Source organism: Halopseudomonas xiamenensis, assembly GCF_014219065.1.
GTDB lineage: Bacteria > Pseudomonadota > Gammaproteobacteria > Pseudomonadales > Pseudomonadaceae > Halopseudomonas > Halopseudomonas xiamenensis.
In genome coordinates, this window is record NZ_JACLGO010000005.1 from 38356 (window position 1) to 58506 (window position 20151).

The 20151-nt window shown below is 63.7% G+C and carries 21 protein-coding genes; 8 read left to right on the forward strand and 13 right to left on the reverse strand.

What is annotated here, in order from left to right; genetic code table 11:
• Positions 1 to 134 precede the first annotated feature (134 nt).
• From rlmF to trxC, 7 genes are all read left to right on the forward strand, one after another.
• Positions 135 to 1118 carry a 23S rRNA (adenine(1618)-N(6))-methyltransferase RlmF gene (gene rlmF, locus H6X51_RS04595; protein WP_185266344.1) on the forward strand — a complete coding sequence of 328 codons (984 nt, stop codon included), beginning with the start codon at positions 135 to 137 and terminating at the stop codon, positions 1116 to 1118.
• Between the two features lie 265 nt (positions 1119 to 1383).
• Positions 1384 to 1770: a DUF4398 domain-containing protein gene (locus H6X51_RS04600; protein ID WP_185266345.1), complete on the forward strand. Its 387-nt coding sequence runs from the start codon at positions 1384 to 1386 to the stop codon at positions 1768 to 1770.
• Positions 1771 to 1808: 38 nt separating this feature from the next.
• A complete protein-coding gene (locus H6X51_RS04605) occupies positions 1809 to 2582 on the forward strand; it encodes an OmpA family protein (RefSeq protein WP_185266346.1) in 774 nt (257 codons plus the stop codon).
• A 97-nt stretch (positions 2583 to 2679) separates the two neighbouring features.
• On the forward strand, positions 2680 to 3819 hold the full coding sequence (gene dapE, locus H6X51_RS04610) for a succinyl-diaminopimelate desuccinylase (protein WP_185266347.1): 1140 nt from the start codon (positions 2680 to 2682) through the stop codon (positions 3817 to 3819).
• Positions 3819 to 4622 (forward strand): putative RNA methyltransferase, encoded by an 804-nt coding sequence (locus H6X51_RS04615; protein WP_185266348.1) that lies wholly within the window; start codon positions 3819 to 3821, stop codon positions 4620 to 4622. Before dapE ends, H6X51_RS04615 begins: the two co-directional genes overlap by 1 nt.
• An 11-nt stretch (positions 4623 to 4633) precedes the next feature.
• Positions 4634 to 5017, forward strand: a complete 384-nt coding sequence (locus H6X51_RS04620; RefSeq protein ID WP_185266349.1) for a hypothetical protein — start codon at positions 4634 to 4636, stop codon at positions 5015 to 5017.
• A 16-nt stretch (positions 5018 to 5033) separates the two neighbouring features.
• Positions 5034 to 5474 (forward strand): thioredoxin TrxC, encoded by a 441-nt coding sequence (trxC, locus tag H6X51_RS04625; protein ID WP_185266350.1) that lies wholly within the window; start codon positions 5034 to 5036, stop codon positions 5472 to 5474.
• A 13-nt stretch (positions 5475 to 5487) separates the two neighbouring features.
• On the opposite strand, the gene H6X51_RS04630 is transcribed toward trxC, so the two are convergent.
• The 8 genes from H6X51_RS04630 to H6X51_RS04665 all read right to left on the reverse strand — a co-directional run bounded on the left by H6X51_RS04630 (position 5488) and on the right by H6X51_RS04665 (position 13591).
• Complete coding sequence (locus tag H6X51_RS04630) at positions 5488 to 5787, reverse strand: hypothetical protein (RefSeq protein ID WP_185266351.1); 300 nt, start codon at positions 5785 to 5787, stop codon at positions 5488 to 5490.
• Entirely contained in the window at positions 5784 to 5993 is a 210-nt protein-coding gene (locus H6X51_RS04635) for a cold-shock protein (RefSeq protein WP_185266352.1), read from the reverse strand. The genes H6X51_RS04630 and H6X51_RS04635 overlap by 4 nt, the downstream gene beginning before the upstream one ends.
• A gap of 226 nt (positions 5994 to 6219) precedes the next feature.
• Positions 6220 to 7200: a DUF4340 domain-containing protein gene (locus H6X51_RS04640; protein WP_185266353.1), complete on the reverse strand. Its 981-nt coding sequence runs from the start codon at positions 7198 to 7200 to the stop codon at positions 6220 to 6222.
• Between the two features lie 11 nt (positions 7201 to 7211).
• Positions 7212 to 9056 carry a GldG family protein gene (locus H6X51_RS04645; RefSeq protein WP_185266354.1) on the reverse strand — a complete coding sequence of 615 codons (1845 nt, stop codon included), beginning with the start codon at positions 9054 to 9056 and terminating at the stop codon, positions 7212 to 7214.
• 17 nt (positions 9057 to 9073) lie between these two features.
• A complete protein-coding gene (locus H6X51_RS04650) occupies positions 9074 to 9808 on the reverse strand; it encodes an ABC transporter permease subunit (RefSeq protein WP_185266355.1) in 735 nt (244 codons plus the stop codon).
• Positions 9805 to 10734: an ABC transporter ATP-binding protein gene (locus H6X51_RS04655; protein WP_185266356.1), complete on the reverse strand. Its 930-nt coding sequence runs from the start codon at positions 10732 to 10734 to the stop codon at positions 9805 to 9807. Before H6X51_RS04655 ends, H6X51_RS04650 begins: the two co-directional genes overlap by 4 nt.
• A gap of 513 nt (positions 10735 to 11247) precedes the next feature.
• Entirely contained in the window at positions 11248 to 12300 is a 1053-nt protein-coding gene (locus H6X51_RS04660; protein WP_185266357.1) for a M48 family metallopeptidase, read from the reverse strand.
• Positions 12293 to 13591: a YjgN family protein gene (locus tag H6X51_RS04665; protein WP_185266358.1), complete on the reverse strand. Its 1299-nt coding sequence runs from the start codon at positions 13589 to 13591 to the stop codon at positions 12293 to 12295. Before H6X51_RS04665 ends, H6X51_RS04660 begins: the two co-directional genes overlap by 8 nt.
• 226 nt (positions 13592 to 13817) lie before the next feature.
• On the opposite strand from H6X51_RS04665, the gene plsB reads away from it, so the two are divergent.
• On the forward strand, positions 13818 to 16286 hold the full coding sequence (gene plsB, locus H6X51_RS04670) for a glycerol-3-phosphate 1-O-acyltransferase PlsB (RefSeq protein WP_185266359.1): 2469 nt from the start codon (positions 13818 to 13820) through the stop codon (positions 16284 to 16286).
• Between the two features lie 150 nt (positions 16287 to 16436).
• Here the strand turns inward: plsB and H6X51_RS04675 are convergent, their stop codons facing one another.
• The 5 genes from H6X51_RS04675 to adk all read right to left on the reverse strand — a co-directional run bounded on the left by H6X51_RS04675 (position 16437) and on the right by adk (position 19975).
• On the reverse strand, positions 16437 to 17222 hold the full coding sequence (locus H6X51_RS04675) for a class I SAM-dependent methyltransferase (RefSeq protein ID WP_185266360.1): 786 nt from the start codon (positions 17220 to 17222) through the stop codon (positions 16437 to 16439).
• 70 nt (positions 17223 to 17292) lie between these two features.
• Entirely contained in the window at positions 17293 to 18180 is an 888-nt protein-coding gene (locus H6X51_RS04680; RefSeq protein ID WP_328795619.1) for a DUF72 domain-containing protein, read from the reverse strand.
• Positions 18181 to 18191: 11 nt separating this feature from the next.
• On the reverse strand, positions 18192 to 18491 hold the full coding sequence (locus H6X51_RS04685; protein ID WP_185266361.1) for a hypothetical protein: 300 nt from the start codon (positions 18489 to 18491) through the stop codon (positions 18192 to 18194).
• Between the two features lie 68 nt (positions 18492 to 18559).
• Entirely contained in the window at positions 18560 to 19234 is a 675-nt protein-coding gene (gene tsaB / locus H6X51_RS04690) for a tRNA (adenosine(37)-N6)-threonylcarbamoyltransferase complex dimerization subunit type 1 TsaB (protein WP_185266362.1), read from the reverse strand.
• A 93-nt stretch (positions 19235 to 19327) separates the two neighbouring features.
• Positions 19328 to 19975 (reverse strand): adenylate kinase, encoded by a 648-nt coding sequence (gene adk, locus H6X51_RS04695; protein ID WP_185266363.1) that lies wholly within the window; start codon positions 19973 to 19975, stop codon positions 19328 to 19330.
• Between the last annotated feature and the right edge of the window lie 176 nt (positions 19976 to 20151).

Genomic DNA, 20151 nt, shown 5'->3' on the forward strand with positions numbered 1-20151 from the left:
GCAGGCCCGGCGTGCCCTGCTCCGTTCTACCCTGAGGTTATCCACAGAACTGTCCACGCCATCTGTGCACAACCCGGATGATCCCGGCAGCGCATCTGTGGGACAATCCGTCGCCCAGCACCACGGATCATGCCATGCCCAGCCGACCACCCCAGCCACGCCCCGCCAAGCCGGGCCTGCATCCGCGCAATCGCCATCAGGGCCGCTATGACCTGCACGCGCTGGGCCGTGCCTGCCCAGCGCTTAAAGCCCGGATCATCAGGGCTGCAGACGGCTCGACGACGCTGGACTTCGCCGATCCGCAAACGGTCAGGCTGCTGAACCGGGCCCTGCTCGAGCAGCAGTACCAGATCGCCGGTTGGGACATTCCCGACGGCTACCTGTGTCCACCGGTGCCCGGTCGCGCCGACTATATTCATGCCCTGGCCGACCTGCTCGGTGAAAGCCATGGCGGCGACATACCCACAGGCGAGGGTCTGACCGGCCTGGATATCGGCACCGGGGCCAATCTGATCTATCCGCTGCTGGGCCGCGTGGAGTATGGCTGGCACTTCGTCGGCGTGGATATCGACCCGCTGGCGCTGGATAACGCCGCGGCCATTCTCGCTGCCAATCCGCACTTGGCCGAGGGCATCGAGCTACGACAGCAAACGGCACCATCGAAGGTGTTGCAGGGTATCGTCGGCGCCGATGAGCGCTTCGACTTCACCCTGTGCAATCCGCCGTTCCATGCCAGCCATGCCCTGGCCAGCAGCGGCAGCCAGCGCAAATGGCGCAATCTGGGCAAGGCCGGAGCCGCACGCACCGCACAGCTGAACTTCGGTGGCCGCGCCAACGAGCTGGTCTGCGATGGCGGCGAAGCCGGCTTCCTGACACGCATGATCGAGGACAGCGCCGCGCTCGCCGGGCAGGTCTTCTGGTTCACCACCCTGGTGTCCAAGGCCGCCAACCTGCCGGTATTGCAGCGGCAACTGGCCGCATTACCGGTCCGGGATATCCGCGTCGTTCCCATGGCCCAGGGGCATAAGCACAGCCGCCTGCTGGCCTGGACCTTCCTCGACAAGAAACAGCGCCGCGCCTGGCACCGGGCACGCTGGAGCAACGTACCCCACGATTGACCCACTTTGTACACAGACTGACCAGTCACGCTCATGAGCGAAACTAATACCGGGGCGCGGAAACATTTTGTTGAACAGTCGCAACCGCCCGCGGTCAGACCTTGTGTACGTACTGTGATTGCAACAGTTTCAAGCTGGTCGATTACAGCGCATCGGCAGCGCACGCCCCAATGACCCCGGACAGGGTCCCGCCAGTAGAAGCACAGTGCAGTCTTCCGCAGCCATTGTAGATGTTGACGCAATGATTCAATCTGGAGCTGGAACCATGTCTAGACACGTTTTGCACGTTCCCAAGCATCTGCTTGCCATAGCGACCCTTGGTGCTGCCGCAGCCCTTGCCGGCTGTGCCAGCACTCCCCCGCCGACCAGCCAGTTGGCAATTGCCCAGCAGGCGTTGAACTCCGCCGACACCGCACAGAGCGCCGAATATGCGCCGCTCGAATTGCGTACCGCCCGGGAAAAACTGCTGCAGGCCGAGCAGGCCAATGTCGAGAAAGAATACGACCGGGCGCGCTATCTCGCCGAACAAGCCGAATGGGACGCCCGCGTCGCCGAACGCAAGGCCCAGGCGGAAAAAGCCCGACGCGGTCTGGAGTCAGCCGAACGCGGCACCCAGGAGCTGCGTGAAGAAAGCCTACGCGGCCTCCAGTGATCACCAGGCAACTCGTTCAATAGCAAGGAGTAGTTCCCATGCGTACCCATCTTACCCTACCCGCCTGCCTGGCCATGGGCCTGTTGCTGACGGCCTGTGCTTCCAACGATACCAACCCCAACCTGGAGCAGGCGCGTGCGCAGGTAACCGAACTGCAGAACCATCCCAAGGCCAGCCAGTTGGCCGCCGTTGAAACCGAAGATGCGAAAAAGGCCCTGGGCCGCGCCGAGTTCGCCATGCAGGAAGGCGCCAAACCCCATGAGATCGATCATCTGGCCTACCTGACCGAGCGCCGTGTCGCACTGGCGCGCGAGACCATCGCCCTGCGTACCACCGAACAGCAGTTGGCAGGCGTTTCCGAGGAGCGCGCTCGCACCCGGCTGGAAGCACGCGATGCGCAGATCCGCAAATTGCAGGAAGAACTGAATGCCAAGCAGACCGATCGCGGTTCGGTGGTCACCTTCGGCAACGTGCTGTTCGATCTGGACAAGGCCGAACTGAAGCCGGCAGCCAACTCCAACGTGCGCAAGCTCGCCGAATTCCTGCAGGAGAACCCCCAGCGCAAGGTACTGGTCGAAGGCTTTACCGACAGTACCGGGTCTGATGCCTACAACCTGCAACTGTCCCAGGCCCGGGCCGAGTCGGTACGCCGTGCACTGATCCGCGAGGGCGTGGACTCGGGCCGTATCGAAGCCGTAGGCCTTGGCAAGGCACACCCGGTGTCGGATAACGACACACCTGCCTCCCGCGCGATGAACCGTCGGGTCGAGGTGACCATTTCCAACAACGCCAACAGCGTGCCCGCACGCTGAACAGGTGGTCCGCGCTCCCGCAGCGCGGACCTTTCACCGATCCCCAGCACGGCACATCTGCTATCATATCCGCCGATTCCAGACCTGACCGGCGCTTATGAGCACACCTCAATCCGCAACACTTACCCTTGCCTGCGAGCTGATCGCCCGCGACTCCACCACCCCGGATGATGCCGGTTGCCAGCAGTTGATCGGCCAACGCCTGGCCGCCTGTGGCTTCCAGCTAGAACCCATGCGCTTCGGCGAGGTGGATAACCTGTGGGCCCGTCGCGGCTCCGCGCAGCCGGTGCTGTGCTTTGCCGGGCATACCGATGTGGTACCCACCGGCCCGCTGGAGCGCTGGGACACCGCGCCGTTTCAACCGGTCATCCGTGACGGCATGCTGTATGGCCGTGGTGCGGCCGACATGAAGGGCAGCCTGGCCGCCATGGTGGTGGCGATAGAGCGCTTCGTCGCCGCGCACCCGGCGCACCGCGGCTCGATCGCCCTGCTGATCACCAGTGATGAGGAAGGCCCCGCCACCGAGGGCACGGTCAAGGTGGTGGAGACGCTGGTCGCCCGCAACGAACAGGTCGACTGGTGCATCGTCGGCGAGCCCTCCAGTACCGAGCTGGTCGGTGATGTGGTCAAGAACGGCCGGCGCGGCTCACTGAATGCCCGGCTGCTGGTCAAGGGGCGCCAGGGGCATGTCGCCTATCCGCACCTGGCACGCAATCCCATCCACCTGGCAGCACCGGCGCTGGCCGAGCTGGCCGACGAGGTATGGGACCAGGGCAACGCCTTCTTCCCGCCGACCAGCTTCCAGATTTCCAATATCCACTCCGGTACCGGCGCTACCAATGTGGTACCGGGCGAACTGGAAGCGCTGATCAATTTCCGTTTTTCCACCGAGTCCACCGTCGAGGGCCTGCAAGAGCGGGTATGCGACATTCTCGACCGGCATGGACTGGATTACGAGCTGCAGTGGACCCTGTCCGGCCTGCCGTTTCTCACCGAACCCGGCGAACTGCTGGACGGCGTGGCCGCGGCGATCCGCCAGGTCACCGGTCGCGAGACCCAGCCCTCCACCTCCGGTGGTACCTCCGATGGCCGCTTCATCGCCACCATGGGCACCCAGGTGGTCGAACTGGGGCCGGTGAACGCCACCATCCATCAGCTCAACGAACATGTCAGCGCCAGCGACCTGGATACCCTGACCGAGATCTATTTCACCACCCTGCAACGGTTGCTCGCCTGATGCCGCAGCTCCTCTGCCCGCATTGCCATGCGCCGCTCAGCGCCGAGGGTCGCAGCTGGTCCTGCGCCAATGGCCACAGCTATGACCAGGCCCGCCAGGGCTATCTGAACCTGCTGTTGGTGCAACACAAGAACAGCCGCCAGCCCGGCGACACCCCGGCCATGCTCGCCTGCCGCCAGGCCTTTCTCGATGGCGGTCATTACCAGCCGGTGAGTGACGGGATCAACCGGTTGTTTGCCGAACAGGCGCCAGCGGCGCTGCTGGACATGGGCTGCGGCGAAGGCTACTACACCGATCGGCTGGCCCGCGTCCTGCCCGGACTCGATTGTGCCGCGCTGGATATCAGCAAGGATGCGGTGATCAAGGCCTGCCGGCGCAACCGTGACATCCAGTGGCTGGTCGGCTCCAGCGCCCGCCTGCCGCTGGCCGATGCCAGCCTGGATGCGGCACTGTGCGTCTTCAGTCCCTGGTCCTGGGAGGAATGCCTGCGGGTGCTCAGGCCGGGCGGCCACCTGCTGCTGGTCGGCCCGCATGCCGATCACCTGCTGGCCCTGCGGGAAAAACTCTATGACAGCATCCACCCCACTCCCGAGCTGATCAAGGCCCTGCCGGAGGGTATGACGATCGTCAATGACCAGATCCTGCGCTATGCTCTGCAGCTGGAGCCAGCCGCGCTGGACAACCTGATCGGCATGACGCCCCATGGTTTTCGTAGCCGCCCCGAACGCCAGCAGGCCCTGCGCGACAGCGGCCTCGCCGGACTGGAGGTCGCCATGCGCATGGTGATGCTGCAACGCCACTGAGAGGAACTTGCGTGCGCCAACCGGATATCGAGATTTACCTGAAGGAAGACTTTCTGGATGAGCTGACTGGCTGGCTGGAACAGCATGTCGGCCGCGTCGACCTCGGCCCCTGGTCCGGCACCACCCTCCGCGGCACGCTGCATGGCGACAGCGCCATTCCATTGATGATAGTGCGCAAGGCAGCCGGCAAGTGGGCGAGCATCTGGTTTGAAAGCGAGCGCACCCCCTGGGCCACCGACCTGGATTGCGCCCGCGCGGTGGCGACCGGCATCGAGCGCGAGGTACGCTGTTCCATCGGTGGCTGGGAAGAAGCCCAGGGCGAGGCGGACGCCGATCGCTGGTTCAAGGTAACCGCGGCAGGCGAAGAGGAGTTCACCTGGGCGCTCAAGCCCTGAGAAAGAGGAAGCTGCCATGAGCGAGCCGATCACCCTGGCCTGCCCACATTGCCATCGGCGCAACCGGCTGGCGGCCGAGCGTCTCGATCAGGCACCGCGCTGCGGGGCCTGCAAGCAAACCCTGTTCACCGGCAACCCGGTGGACCTGGATAATCGCAGCTTCAATGCCCACGCCAATGCCGACCTGCCACTGGTAGTCGACTTCTGGGCCAGTTGGTGCGGGCCCTGCCGGCAGTTCGCCCCGGTATTCGCACAAACCGCGGGCAGCGCAGAACCCCATGCACGCCTGGCCAAGGTCGATACCGAAGCAGCCCCGGAACTGGCCGCACGCTTCGCCATCCGCAGCATTCCGACACTGCTGATCATACACCGCGGCAAGGAAATCACCCGCCTCAATGGCGCGCTGCCACCGGCGGAGTTTCAGCGCTGGCTCAGCGCCAATCTGCCGACACTGTAACGGCTTCGCCAGCTCAGAGCTGCAGCGCCTGCGCCGAGCCCACCAGCAACTCCAGATCATGCGTGCCAGGCCTGGGACAGGGGCGTGCCTTGAAACGACGCGCCAGATCGGCAAGCGCAGGGGAAAAGAACACGCTGACCTGGCATTGCAGGCCATCGAGCCGGTGGCGACTGAAAACAGCTGCATCCGGCGGCGTTTCGCCGTGCGGGTGCAGTTGCCTGAAAGCGTCCTCGATATCGTGCAGCGGGATACTGGCCAGCAGCCCGTCACCCAGCGCCAGACAATACCAGGACGCTCCCGACTGGCTGCTCAAAGGGCGCTCACGTCCTCTGCCTGCAGGCCTTTCTGCCCCTGGGTGACATTGAACTCCACCTTCTGGCCTTCGACCAGGGTGCGGTGTCCATCGCCGCGGATGGCACGGAAGTGCACGAACACATCCGGACCCGATTCACGTTGAATGAAGCCAAAACCCTTGGCGTCGTTGAACCATTTAACCGTACCGGTTTGCCGATCAGACATTCCCACAATCTCCACATCACCAATGATCCCACCACCCGGGAAGTCCGGAGTGGCGATAGCGACACTCCGTTCAACCTTGATTCGGTACCTGGTGCGAACCTGACGCGGCATTGCTCCCGGTAAGGGGGGCTCTGCCGGACAACCGGACGCGCCCCACCTGGAATAGTGTTTATAGAGGCCGTGTCCCGATTCTAGCCAAACACCAGACAGCTGCAAGGGTATTCTGCTATGGCGAACGTAGGATATCGGCACGTCGCTTGTCCAGATTCTCCATCTGACCGATACCGATCTGATAAGCCCAGCGCGGGTCGGCCTGGACCTGCAGCTCGTCATCGGCGGCCTTTGGGGCACTGTAGCTATCGATCAACAGCCAGTAGCGACCATCGATTTCATGCAGCGAAGCCGCCAGTTCGGCGCCGGACCAGGTGCTTACCTGCATCCGCAACATCGGCTCGGCGAGCGTCAATTCGTCGCGCTGGACCACGTTCTGCGCCGTCAGGTTGACCAATGCCAGCACCATGCTGTTGATCCAGCGCTCGTTGCCACCCTGCTGTTCATCTTCCAGACCGGCCAGGCGCAGGTTGTAATCACCCTCCGAGCGCTTGTCGAGTTCCAGAGTGTCGCCATCGGCATGGGTCCAGCGCGCCGTCGCCACCTGCTGCATGGGAATGCGGATGACATCCAGCGCCAGCCAGTCGTGCGGGCTGACCGAGATGCTCAATGGCCGGTTGACCAACAGCACCTGGTCGTCGTCGGCAAAGCGCACCAGTTGCCCATTGCCCACCCGTTCGCCGTAGATCAGCCCGAAGTCCAGTTCAGGGGTATGCAGACCGACCTGCAGTGCCTGGCTATCCGCCACCGCCACATCCAACCCCAGGCGCGCATGGTGCGCGGGGTTGCTGGTCTTCTCCTCCACCACCCGCGCCCCACGCAGCGCATGCAGCAGCGCGGCCAGGCGCTCGCGCTGGGCCGGGAAACCGGCGTGGCTGGCCACACCCCATTCGCCATCCTGCAGCACCAATTCGACCTGCCCTTCGCCCCGCGTCAGGCTGATGCGTTCCAACCGCATCAATTGCTTCTCCTGCATCGGCGACAGCAGGTCGCGACTGGACAGGTCCGCGACCCGATCCTTGCCACGCATCTGCAGTGCCAGCGCCACCAGCACCACGGTCAGCAGCACAGTGAATATCAAGGGTTTGTTACGCATGGCGTTGCTCCTCAGGCGCTACGGCGGCGCAGCCGACCGATGAGCCACCACAGCAGCACACCGAGGGTCAGCAGCGCCGGCACCAGGGCGATATTGATCATCTTGAGCAGATTGCCCAGGCGTTCGATATCGGCGTTCAACTCGTAGCGCACATCGCGCAGCTGCTTGCGGATCGCCAGCTTCTCATCGAGGAAGCCCTGGATCGCCTGTTCCTGCTCGGCGCTCAGCTCGGTCAACTGCGTCGGGTCCTGGCCCTGTTGCAGTTCACGCAGGCGCTGCTCGGTCTGCTCCAGTTGCTGTTGCAGGCGCTGCTCGCTGGCGCGGTAGCGGCGCTCGGCCTTGCGTTGCAGTTCCTCGACCACGGTGAACGGACGGCTGAAATCACCGCGCGAACGAACACTGATCAGCGCCTCGGAGCCGGACAGGTTGTCCAGCGCATTGATCAGCAGGCCGCCATTGTCCGCCCATGGCTGGGGAATGCGCTGGCCGAAGAAGTCCTGCACCTGCACCCACATGCGGTCGGTGAGCATGTCGGTATCGGCGATCAGCAGCACATTGATGTTATCCGCCTCGGCCAGCTCTGCCTCGCGGCCTTCCAGACCATCGGGGTAGGCGGTCCGTGCCGGGCCCTGCAGGCGCGCGGCAAAATGGTAGATCTGCTCATCGGCCTTGAAGCCATTAAGCAGCGACTCCGGGTCCTGCATGTTGCTGAAACGACTGCTGGGTGTCAGTGCGCTGTTGGCACTGCTCGACAGCAGCGGCAGGAACTGCGTGCGGGCACCGTCCACCGGCTGCAGCGCTCCGGCGGTGGCCAGGGTCAGCATCTGCAGCGGCGCGGTCACGGTGTCGTCGCGGCTCATGAACTGCGGCTCGACTTCCAGCCAACCGATATGCCGTGCCGGCAACTGTCCCTGCCCGCGGCTGACCGACATGCCCAACCGGGCATCCAGCACCACCTGCTCGGGATCATAGGCCACGCCCCAGGCCGCCAGCAGCGGCCCGAGGTCGGAGGACTTGCCATCGGCCATACCTTCCATCATCGCCTCCATGCTCTGGTCCGCCTCGGCCAGCGGATCGATGAAGGCCAGCAGCTTGCCACCGCGCAGCACGAACTGGTCGACGGCGAACAACGCCGCCTCGCTCAGGGTCTTGGGATGCACCAGCAGCAACACCTCGATGTCTGCCGGCACGGTATCGATATCGCTGTCCAGCTCCTGCACGCTGAACATCTGCTGCATCTGCTCGAAGGCCACCCAGGGTGCACTGGGCTGGCCGGTCATGGGATTCATGCCGCCAGCCATGGGCAACCCGGAAATCAGGCCGATCTGGGTTTTTTCCGGCTGCGCCAGGCTGTTGATCAGACGACTCAGCTCGTATTCGAGCAGGCCTTCCTGCTCCAGGGCGAAGAACGGAATAACCTCGCGCTGGGCCAGTTGGTTGGTGCCAGCCAGACCGAAATACAGCTGCTCGCCGGTCTGCGACAGCGGTACCGCCTGCAGGCCGAACTCGGCGGCGCGGTCCTCGGCCTCGGAGAAGGGTTGCGGGTCGATGATCTGCAGTTTCAGCTTGCCGTCGGCCACGCGCTCGTATTCACGGAGCATTTCCTCGACCCGGCGGGCGTAGTTGCGCAGCACCACCATGTCCTTGCTGGCGCGGTCGGAGAAGAAGAAGTACAGGGTTACCGGTTCATCCAGATCGCGCAGGATCTTGCGCGTGCCATCGGAGATGGTGAACAGTTTCTGTTCGGTCAGGTCGAGCCGTGCACCGGGCAGCAGCACCCCGGTGGTGATATTGAAGGCGACGAAGGCCAGCAGCAGTACCAGCAGACCGGTACCTGAATACATCAATCGTTTCATTGTTGTTCTCCTTTGCCTCAATCGGCCTTTTTCAGGTCGATGACAATCGCCGTGGCCAGCAACCAGACCGCCATCAGCGATATGAAATACAGCAGGTCACGCAGGTCCAGCACGCCCTTGCTGATGGCATCGAAGCGAATCAGGAAGCTGAGGGAGGCAATGGCGTCCAGCAGCCACTGGGGAGCCCAGCCGCTGAACAGGTCCAGCACCAGCGGGAAACCACTGACGATGAACACGAAACAGGCCACCACACTGAGAATGAAGGCAATCACCTGGTTCTTGGTCAGCGCCGACATGCACGAGCCGATGGCCAGGTAGCCGCCGGCCAGCAGCCAACTGCCCAGGTAGCCGGTGAAGATCGCGCCGTTGTCCGGCGAGCCCAGGTAATTGACCGTGATGATGATCGGGAAGGTCAGCACCAGCGCGATGCCGACGAATACCCAGGCGGCGAGAAACTTGCCCAGCACCATGTCGGCACGCGATACCGGCAGGGTCATCAGCAGCTCGATGGTGCCGGACTTGCGCTCCTCGGCCCACAGGCGCATGGCCACTGCCGGGACCAGGAACAGGTACAGCCACGGATGGAAATTGAAGAACGGGATCAGGTCCGCCTGGCCGCCTTCATAGAAGCCGCCGAGGTAGAAGGTGAAGACCGCCGACAGCACCAGGAAGATGACGATGAAGATATACGCCAGCGGGGTGGCGAAATAGCTGCCCAGCTCGCGCTTGAAGATCACACCAAGACTTTTCATGCGGCCTCCTCCGCAGTCAGGCGGCGGAAGACCTCATCCAGGCGCCCCCGTTCGACCGACAGTTCCTTGACCTGCCATTGCTGCTGGCGGGCATATTCACCGACCGCGGGAAAGATCACCGCGCCCGGCTCGGCAAGCACGGTCAACTGGTGGCCATCGCGCTCGGTTTCCACACCCAGCACACCGGGCAGGGCCAATAGCGGCTGGCTGTCCACCGGCTGTTGCAGCAGCACGGTCACCGCCTGGTGGTATTTCGAGCGAGCCTCCAGCTCATCGGGCGTGCCATCGGCCAGCAGCCGGCCATGGGCGATCACCACCGCGCGACTGCACACGGCACTGACTTCCTCGAGAATATGTGTGGAGATGACCACGATCTTGTTGCTGCCACTGGCCAGTTGCTGGATCAGCTGGCGCACCTGATGCTTCTGGTTGGGGTCCAGGCCGTCGGTGGGCTCGTCGAGGATCAGCACCTGCGGGTCATGCAGGATCGCCTGGGCCAGTCCGACCCGGCGCTTGAAGCCCTTGGACAGGGTATCGATGCTCTGTCCGAGCACGCCCTGCAGTTCCACCTGCTCGACCGCCCGGGCCACATGACGCTGCTTGTCGGCACCGCGCAGACCGCGTACCTCGGCGATGAATTCGAGAAAACCCTTGACCCGCATGTCGCCGTAGCAAGGCGCACCTTCGGGCAGGTAGCCCATCTGCCGCTGGGCCTGAAGAATCTGGCTGCGGATATCGAAGCCGCAGATGGAGGCACTACCGGCATCCGGCGTCAGAAAGCCGGTGAGCATCTTCATGGTGGTGGATTTGCCGGCGCCATTGGGGCCGAGAAACCCCAGGACTTCCCCCGGTTTTACCTCAAAGGACAGATTGTCCACGGCGACATGGTCGCCAAAGCGTTTGGTCAGGCTGTTTATCTTTATCATGGCCTCTTCCGTTTCCCGCAGAATGTTGGCACACCACCCACCGGCGCGCCGCAAAGCGCAAGGATACATGGATTGCCGGTGCATGGGTTCCCCAAGGCAACGACTATATGAATCCATATTCCGTATTTCAATCGGCCTGGGGTATGGAAGCGGATATCGGGAGCATTCCAAGCGTAACAAACTGTTAAGGGTGCCGCCTGCCTCCCCCTCTCCCCCGGCCCCTCTCCCGCAAGGGGAGAGGGGTGACTCGCGCTTGGATCGTTGTGGTTATCCTGAAATATCTGCAAATGCAAAGTGTGCTATCCGTAACGAGATTGTTCGTGGTAACTCTGCTGTTGCAATGGAATATGACCTTCGATATCGCACACCTGCGACTGTGAGCTTACTCATGGCTGGTTGGTACAGGCTAAGCACAGTATTCCAGTCACGAGTCACCCCTCGCCCCTTGCGGGAGAGGGGCCGGGGGAGAGGGGGAGTTAACCGATGCCGGCAAGGCGACTGCTTGCAGACGCTCTACTCCAGAAAACGCCTGATCCGTTCCGGCGTCGGTGGATGACTGGAGAGTACATCCGGCACCCGCCACGCCTGCTCTTCCTGCTTGCCGGCAGGCCGCTGCGCTTCCCGCTCCAGCCGCTGCAGGATATGCGCGAAGTGAGCCGGGGCAATGCCGTTGTCGGTCAGGTAGCGCAGTGCAAAGTCGTCCGCTTCCCGTTCCATCGCCCGGGAATAGTTCAGGCTGGCCAGCACCGCCGGCATGGTCACCAGCAGGTCCGACGCGGCCGACAGGTCACCGGTCATGGCCATCACCAGCCACAGCACCAGCGAGCCCTGCACCACCCTGCGCAGACCGTGGCGATGCACCACATGGCCGACCTCATGGGCCAGGATGGCAACCAGCTCATCGTCATGCTCTGCCAGTGCCAGCATGTCATCGGTGAAAATGACAATGCCCCCAGGCAACGCCAGCGCATTGGCACCGATGGCCGGACTGGCATGGAAGCGCACCTCGATCGGCTGTTCCGGATAGCGCTCGGCAAAGCGCGCCAGATGTGGTGCAAAGGCATCCTGGACATGTTGGCGCCGAGTCTCATCGAGGGCCGACGGCTCGAGCCACATGCGCTCCAGCGTCGCCAGCGAACTCTGCCCCATGACATTCTCCAGCTCCACGGGCAGCGCATGGGCAATATGCCGTGAGACCCAGGGCACACCGTAGAGAACGCCGGCGGTGACCATCAGCAACATCGCCAGTGCACTGACCAGAATCAGCCGGTAGCTGCTTTCCAGGCGACGCAGCCAGGCTGAGCCACGCTCGCCCTTCGCCCCTTTGAGCAGGGCCGCCAGGGCATCGCTTTCCGGCGACTCGAAGGCGGCACCCTCGGGCAGATGCAGGTAGCAGCCCGCCTGCCCTACCCTGGTGCCTAGCCGCACGTCCCGCAGCTCAGGCTCCAGGCAGGCGCCATCGCCATACTCGATCCGCAAGCGCTGCTGCTGTCGGCGCAGCCGGGCCGGATAGCCCCTGCTACGCCGCCCATCGAAGAACAGGCCCTGGACCCACCCCTCAGACAAAGGAAACGCCTACATCGAAGGCATCACCCAGCTCCTGCCCCAGGGCACTGGCCTGTTGTTGCTCGCCAGCGATGAAGTTATCCAGGTCGCCATGCACCAGTACCTGGGTGCACTCGGCACGGTAGGCCGCCATGCGCACCTTGGCCCAGGGAGTGAACAAGCCCAGCGTCAGGACAATCAACAGGGTGTTGCTGAAATAAATCCAGACCATCCGTCCCTTGCCCAGTTGCGAGCGAAAGCCGTGCATACCCAGCACTGTGGCGTTCATCGCCAGGTTGGTCAGGCTGGCCATGAAGAAGCCGAACAGGGTCAGGTAACCGATCACCCCTACCAATATCGACAACCATTGGCTGACCAGGCTCGACACCAGCATCGACAGCACTACGAAGCCCACTACCAGGCCGAGCATCTTCAGGAAGAACAGGTAGTAATCACCCGCGGTGGCCTTGAAACGGAAAGGCAACTGGCCGAAACGAGCATTGTTGACCATGAACGACTGGGACTTCCAAGCACTGAAGGGGGCCAGCAGCAACAGCGACAGCAGTGACAGCAGCGGCCACACCAGCAGCACCATCGCCGCCTCGCCATAACCACCGTTGAAGTCGAAACGAATGTTGCGATAGGCGCTGTTGACCGCATGGAACTTCAGCGACCTGGTCACCACCCAGGGCAAGGCCAGCAGCAACGGCACCATCAATGCCAGCGACAGCAAGGGGAACAACTCGCCCACCACCATCCAGACGATCACTGCAACAATCGCTACCAGCCGGCCGCGAAAAATCACCCAGGGATCAGCGAGATACTGGAAACTGGTGCCATCGATCAGCGTATGCCCGTAGAAATACTGGTTGTTGCGTACCTTGGCCCAGGGCGCATAGAACCCCAGGGTAACGATGATCAGCAGGATATTGACAATCCAGATACCGAAATACTCGGCACCCTGCCCAGTGAAGCGCACCTGCTCGACCCGCTTGGGGGTCGGCAGCTCCTGTCCAGGGTTGCGGGTCGGCTCACGAGCCTCGAAACGCGCCGCCCCCTCCCCTGCAGGCGTCGGCTCTGACTGCTCTGCTTCGATCTCGATTTCCAACCCGGCGAGCTGCAGCCGCTGCTGGTAGCTCTCTGCCTGGGCCTGGCTCAACCCCCGCTTGATGGTCGCTGACCGACCCGCCAGCATGTGCTCGACCTGTGCCTCACTGAACCCCAGCCCGGCCAGGTTCTCCCGCAGTTGTTCAACCGACAGATTTTCGGCCCGATTTCCCTTGAATACGACCCGGTAATGCCCTGTTTGCATGGCTCTATCTTCCTTTGAATGAATGGCTTTCTCCTTTCCCATGGATGAAAGCGTCCGCTATTCAAGCAGAGGGCCATCTGTCAGGCAATAGCAATAATGAGAAATATTCGCAAACAGACCATCAACGGCTTAACCCGCTGCAGGCTGCCCAGGCGGGTGGGTTCCGACATAAGCCGCGGTAAAAAGCTGTTACAATCCGCCAATTTGCCCAGGCCCAGAGAACATCATGTCCACTGCCAATTCCTCCCTGTTCAGTCGCCTGCGCCTTGGCCTGATGCGTCGCCTGCTGTATCTGTGGGCCCGCTCCGAGAGCATTGGCGATCCATTGGCGAAAATTGCCCCGAGCAGTGACCAGCCGATCCTCTATGTCCTGCCCGGCCGCTCGTTCTCCGACCTGCTGGTACTGGATCGTGAGTGTACCCGCCTGGGTCTGCCGCGGCCGACTCTCGAACCGGGTGGCACCCTGGAAGAGGATGCCTCCTTCTTCTACCTGACCAGCGAGCTGGCCTGGAGTGGCCGTCCCGATCCGCGCAAGCGTTCACCCCGCCTGCTGCGCGCGCTCACTGCGGTGGAGCTGCGGGTCACCCCGGAGGTCAAGCTGGTACCGGTCAGCGTATTCTGGGGCCAGTCACCGGATGTCGAATCCTCACCGCTGAAGCTGCTGTTCGCACATAACTGGGGTGTCGGCGGCAAGCTGCGCAAGTGCCTGGCGATCATGCTGCATGGGCGCAAGATCCGCGTCAGCTTCGGCCAGCCGCTGTCGCTGCGCCAGCTCACCGACGAGAATCTCGGCCATGACCGCAACCTGCGCAAGGTCAACCGGCTGCTGCGGGTGCATTTTCGCGAGCAGCGCGGCGCCGTAGTCGGTCCCGACCTGTCCCATCGCCGTACCCTGCTCAAGGGGCTGATGCACGGTCCGCTGGTGCGCGAGGCGATCGAACGCGAAGCCGCCGAGCAGAACATCAGCCTGGAGCGTGCACGCGGGCAAGCCGCACGCTATGCCGACGAGATCGCCTCGGACTTCACCTACAGCATCATCCGCTTCCTGGAAATCATCCTGTCCTGGTTCTGGAACAAGCTGTATGACGGGGTCAAGGTCAACAACCTGGACAATGTGCAGGACATCGCCCGTGGCAAGGAAATCATCTATGTGCCCTGCCACCGCAGCCATATCGACTACCTGCTGCTGTCCTACCTGCTGTTCCGCAACAGCCTGACACCGCCGCATATCGCCGCCGGCATCAACCTGGACATGCCGGTCATCGGCAGCATCCTGCGCCGTGGCGGAGCCTTCTTCATGCGCCGCAGCTTCCGTGGCAACCAGTTGTACACCGCGGTATTCAACGAGTACCTGCACCTGCTGTTCAGTCGTGGATTCCCGGTGGAATATTTCATCGAGGGCGGGCGCTCACGCACCGGCCGGCTGCTCGACCCGAAAACCGGCATGCTGGCGATCACCCTGCGCAGCTACCTGCGCTCGGCGCGGCGACCGATCGTATTCATGCCCGTCTATATCGGCTATGAGCGTGTGCTGGAGGGCCGCACCTACCTGGGTGAGTTGCGCGGCAAGACCAAGAAGAAGGAGTCCTTCTTCGATATCTTCCGCGTATTGTCGGCGTTGAAGCTGCAGTTCGGCGAGGTGGCGGTCAACTTCGGCGAACCGGTGGCGCTGAATGACTTTCTCGACCGCCAGCAACCCGACTGGCGCAACCAGCTCGGCGCACCGGAGTTCAAGCCGGACTGGCTGCCCGAGACCACCCGGCAACTGGCGCGTACCCTCGGCGCGTCGATCAACGCCGCGGCGGATGCCAACCCGGTCAACCTGGTGGCTCTGGTGATGCTGTCCACCCGGCGCCTGGCGCTGGACGAAGCCACCCTGGCTCGGACCCTGGACACCTTCAGCGGCCTGCTGTCGGATGTGCCCTACAGCGCCAACGTCACCCTCCCCGGCATCAGCGGCGCCGAGCAGATCCGCCATGTGGAGGCCATGGGCATGATCGACCGCCAGTCCGACGCCCTGGGCGAGATCCTCTACCTGGACGAATCGCAGGCGGTGCTGATGACCTGGTACCGTAACAATATCCTGCACCTGGTGGCCTTGCCGGCGCTGATCGCCAGCCTGTTCCTGAACAACACGCGGATCAAGCGCGAGCAGATCGAGCGGCTGGTCAGCGCCTTGTATCCCTACCTGCAGGGCGAACTCTTCCTGCACTGGGACGAGACCCAACTGCCACAGGTGATCAGCACCTATGTCGACGGGTTGATCGGCCGCGGCCTGCTGCACGAGGACGACCAGCAGATCCAGCGCCCGGATACCGCCTCCGGTGAATTCGTACTGCTGACACTGCTGGCGCGCAGCATCATTCCGATGCTGGAACGCTTCTACATGGTCGCCGCACTGCTGCTGAACAACCCCAACGGCAGCCTCGACGCCGAGCAGCTGGAGGCGCTGTGCACGGTCATGGCCCAGCGCCTGTCGATCCTGCACGGACTCAACGCCCCGGAATTTTTCGACAAGACGCTGTTCCGCCAATTCATCCAGCGGCTGCGCGACACCGAGGTCCTGAGCAGCGACGAGCAGGGTCGGTTGCACTACCAGCCGGAGCTGGAAGACATCGCCGAGAACACCGCCAAACGGGTACTCAGCGCCGAGATCCGCCTGTCGATCCGCCAGGTGGCACGCAGCGCGGGGTAGCCGGGTCGGCTGGCAGATCGCGGCGAGGCGCCGCTCCTACAAAGGAGGCGGCCAACACCCCATGCTGTAGGAGCCCCGCCTCGGGGCGATGCGGGCCGACAGGCTTGCTGAGAGCGCTATCGCGGTGAGGCGCCGCTCTCGCAGTAGCTGCTAGAGCTTCTTCTTGCCGTAGATATCGTAGCGGCTGGACTGCCCGCTGAGCTGGGCGCTGGGTGGTGGGCCGTCGATCGCCGGGGCCTTGCGCGGGCGCTTGACCGCCACCCGGTGGCTGGCCAGTTGCAGGGCTGCAGCCAGCAGCGCCGGGGCATCCAGGTCATCCCCGGCCAGCGGGCGGAATAGGCGCATTTCCTTTTTCACCAGCGCCGATTTGTCGCGATGCGGAAACATCGGGTCAAGGTGAATCACCTGTGGCACCGGGCCCGACCAGTCGGCCATCAGCTCGATCGCATCGCCGGTCAGCAGCTGCATGCGCGCGGCAATCTCGGCCACCTCGCCGCCAGCCTGCCGGGCCCGTTGCAGGCCATCGGCGAGCAGTGCGGCAATCACCGGCTGACGCTCGACCAGCGTCACCTCGCAGCCCAGCGCCGCCAGCACGAAGGCATCGCGGCCCAGCCCGGCGGTGGCATCCAGCACGTTGGGACGCAGCGCGCCACGCAGACCGACGGCCTTGGCCACCATCTGCCCGGTGCCGCCACCGAATTGCCGGCGGTGCGCCAATGCCCCCTCGACAAAGTCCACCCGTACCGCTCCCGGCGCCCCGGCGGCGGTAGCCTGCAGGCTCAGGCCGTCGCTGCCGACCTGCAGCAGCAGCTCGGCATCCTGTGCATCGGCCGCCTGTAACGGCAGCTGCAGGCGCGCTGCCAGCTCCGCCGCCAACTGCTGCAGTTCGGGCAGCAGCCAACTGACGGCCACCGGGCAGGAAGAAAAGTCGCTCATGGAAAATCAGAACCTGAAGTGACGAATGGAAAACAGCCCAATGGCGCAGCAGGCAGTTTACCCCAACCGCTCAGAACAAACCGCCCTGCTCGGGCGCCTCCTGCTGCTGTTGCTCCCCCGGCCACACCGGCATCGGCGGCAGATCCGGGAGCAATTGCTGCAGCCGGGCATGGAACAGCCGCGCCAGCTCCGGTGCCAGGCGATTATCCGGCGTGTGCATGAACAGCATCGGACTGCGCCCCTCGCCCAACCACTGCGCGCACTTGCCTACCCAGGGTTCCAGCCAGCGCAGGCTCTGCTGGTTATCCAGCCCGCCGATGAAGCGTACCGTCGGGTACTGCTCCAGCGCTACCGCATGCACCGGCAGACGCGGCTTGCGGCTTTGCGCGTGCAGCGTTGCCGGATCGCGGGCAGCACTGTCGAACAACCCGCGACTGTCGAACATCACTCGCTCGATACCCCGCTCATGCAGCAGGCGATTGAGCCTGCGCTCGTTGTCATCCTTGCGAAAGAAGTCCAGGTGACGCACCTCGACCGCATACCGGTAGTCGCTCGGCAGGGCATCGAGAAACAGGCTCAACTGCTCCAGTTGCAGCGGTCCGAAACGCGCCGGCAATTGCAGCCACACCGGCCCGAGTCGCTGCTCCAGCGGCGCCATGCATTGGAAGAACCGCTGCAGCTCGGGGTGCTCGGCGTCCAGGCGATCAGCATGGCTGACCTCGCGTGGCAACTTGGCACAGAAATGGAAATCCGCCGGCAGCAGGCTGGCCCAGCGCCGTGCGCCATCGATCGATGGCAGAGCGTAGAAGGTGGTATTGCCTTCGACCGCAGCGAATACCCGGGAATATTCGTACAGCCGCTGGTCGGCATCGGCATCGCTGGTATACAGCGCGCCACGCCAGGCTGGCTCAGCCCACAAGGGGCAGCCAAGGATCAGACGCGGGGCATTATCAGACACGAAAAGCCGCTTCAGACAAACAGGTCGACACCGAACACGCCATCAGCGTCCGCATCCGGCAGACTGGCCATGGATTGATAACTGGCCAGGGCCTGGTTGGTGTAACCGTGCACCGGCTGGGTCGGCCCCTGGCGGGCCGGAATGTACTCGCCGGCGGCGCCGGGCTGCTCCACTGCGCGCGCAGCGATGGACGGCACCGGCGTTGCCGCGGGTGACGGGGTATTGGCAACGCTGATCTCCGCTGGCGCTGATGCCGGTCGCGCTGGGCGCGCCGGCAGGGCCGTGGCGGGATGGAAGCCGTCCACACGCATCGAGGTTCAACTCCGCTCGCAATTCAAGGGGAACAAAAGATTAGCTCCCCGCCGGATAAAACGCAAAATCAGCCGACCTTCGGTGTCGCCACCTTGTCACGCAGATACACCGGCTGGGCATCGGCGGCATCCAGCAGCTGCCCTGCCCGCCAGGCCGGCAGCGCCAGGCTGAGCAGATCGGTGGCATCGGGCAGCATCTGCGGCCAACTGGCAGATACCGACACCGCCAGGCGCTCGGCATACTGCCAGCCGGTACCGGCGCCGGCCGGTGCGGTGAGCGGCGCTGCCAGGCTGACTTGCTCCGGCGCGCTGACCGACTCCTCTCCGGCCAGCGTCATGACCCCGTCCTGCAGGTGATAGCAGCCCCAGTACACCTCGTCCATCCGTGCGTCGATCGCCGCGCAGACCTGCTCGGCACCCTGTTCACGCCAGGCACGCTGGGCCAGGGCCGCGAGGTTGGACACGGCGATCACCGGGATATCGGTGGCGAAGGCCAGCCCCTGCACCATGCCGGTGGCGATCCGCACCCCGGTAAAGGCCCCCGGCCCCCGACCGAATACCAGCGCATCGACCTGCGCCAGGCTGATGCCGGCCTCGCCCAGCAGCTCCTCGATCATCGGCAGCAGGCGCTGGGCATGCAGGCGCGGAATCACTTCGGCGCGGTGGTAGAGGTGTCCCTCATGCAGCAGTGCGGCGGAACAGGCTTCGGTAGCGGTATCCAGGGCGAGCAGGGTAGCGGTCATGAATCATCACAGAAGGTGGCAAAACGTGATTGTAACAAACGACAAGGCCCGTGCGACGGTATCGCACGGGCCTTGACTGCACAGCTCGAAAGATCAGCTCAGCGCGGCAAGCACGCGGGCGGTGATCTCCTCGACGCTGCCGACACCCTCGACGCGCGAGCACTTCGGCACACCGTTGGCGGCCGACAGTTTCTGGTAGAAGTCCACCAGCGGCTTGGTCTGGGTGTGATACACCTGCAGACGCTTGCGCACGGTCTCTTCCTTGTCGTCTTCACGCTGGATCAGCTCTTCACCGGTAACGTCGTCCTGACCGGCGACCTTCGGCGGATTGTGCTGCAGGTGGTAGGTACGGCCGGAACCCGGATGCACCCGGCGACCGGAGATGCGGCCGACGATTTCCTCGTCCTCCACGGCGATTTCCAGTACGTGGTCGATGCTGACCTGGGCGTCCACCAGGGCTTCGGCCTGGGGAATGGTGCGCGGGAAGCCATCCAGCAGGAAGCCCTTGGCGCAGTCGTCCTGGGCGATGCGTTCACGGATCAGGCCGATGATCAGCTCGTCGGATACCAGGCCGCCGCTGTCCATGACTTCCTTGACCTGCTTGCCCAACTCGGTACCGGCCTTGATGGCCGCACGCAGCATGTCGCCGGTGGAGATCTGTGGAATGCCGAACCGCTGGCAGATGAACTGGGCCTGCGTGCCCTTGCCCGCGCCGGGGGCACCCAAAAGGATGACGCGCATATTGAACTCCTCAATCTAACGGAAATCGGGCCGCCGGCGACTTGAGCCGCCGACTGACGTGCCCCAGCGGATGGCTGAAGCAGAAAATCCTGCAGTGCGCAAAGCGAAAAAGGCGTTCAACATACACTCACAGTTGGCTGTGCACAAGCCGCTTTTAGCAGTAGGGATTCGACCCG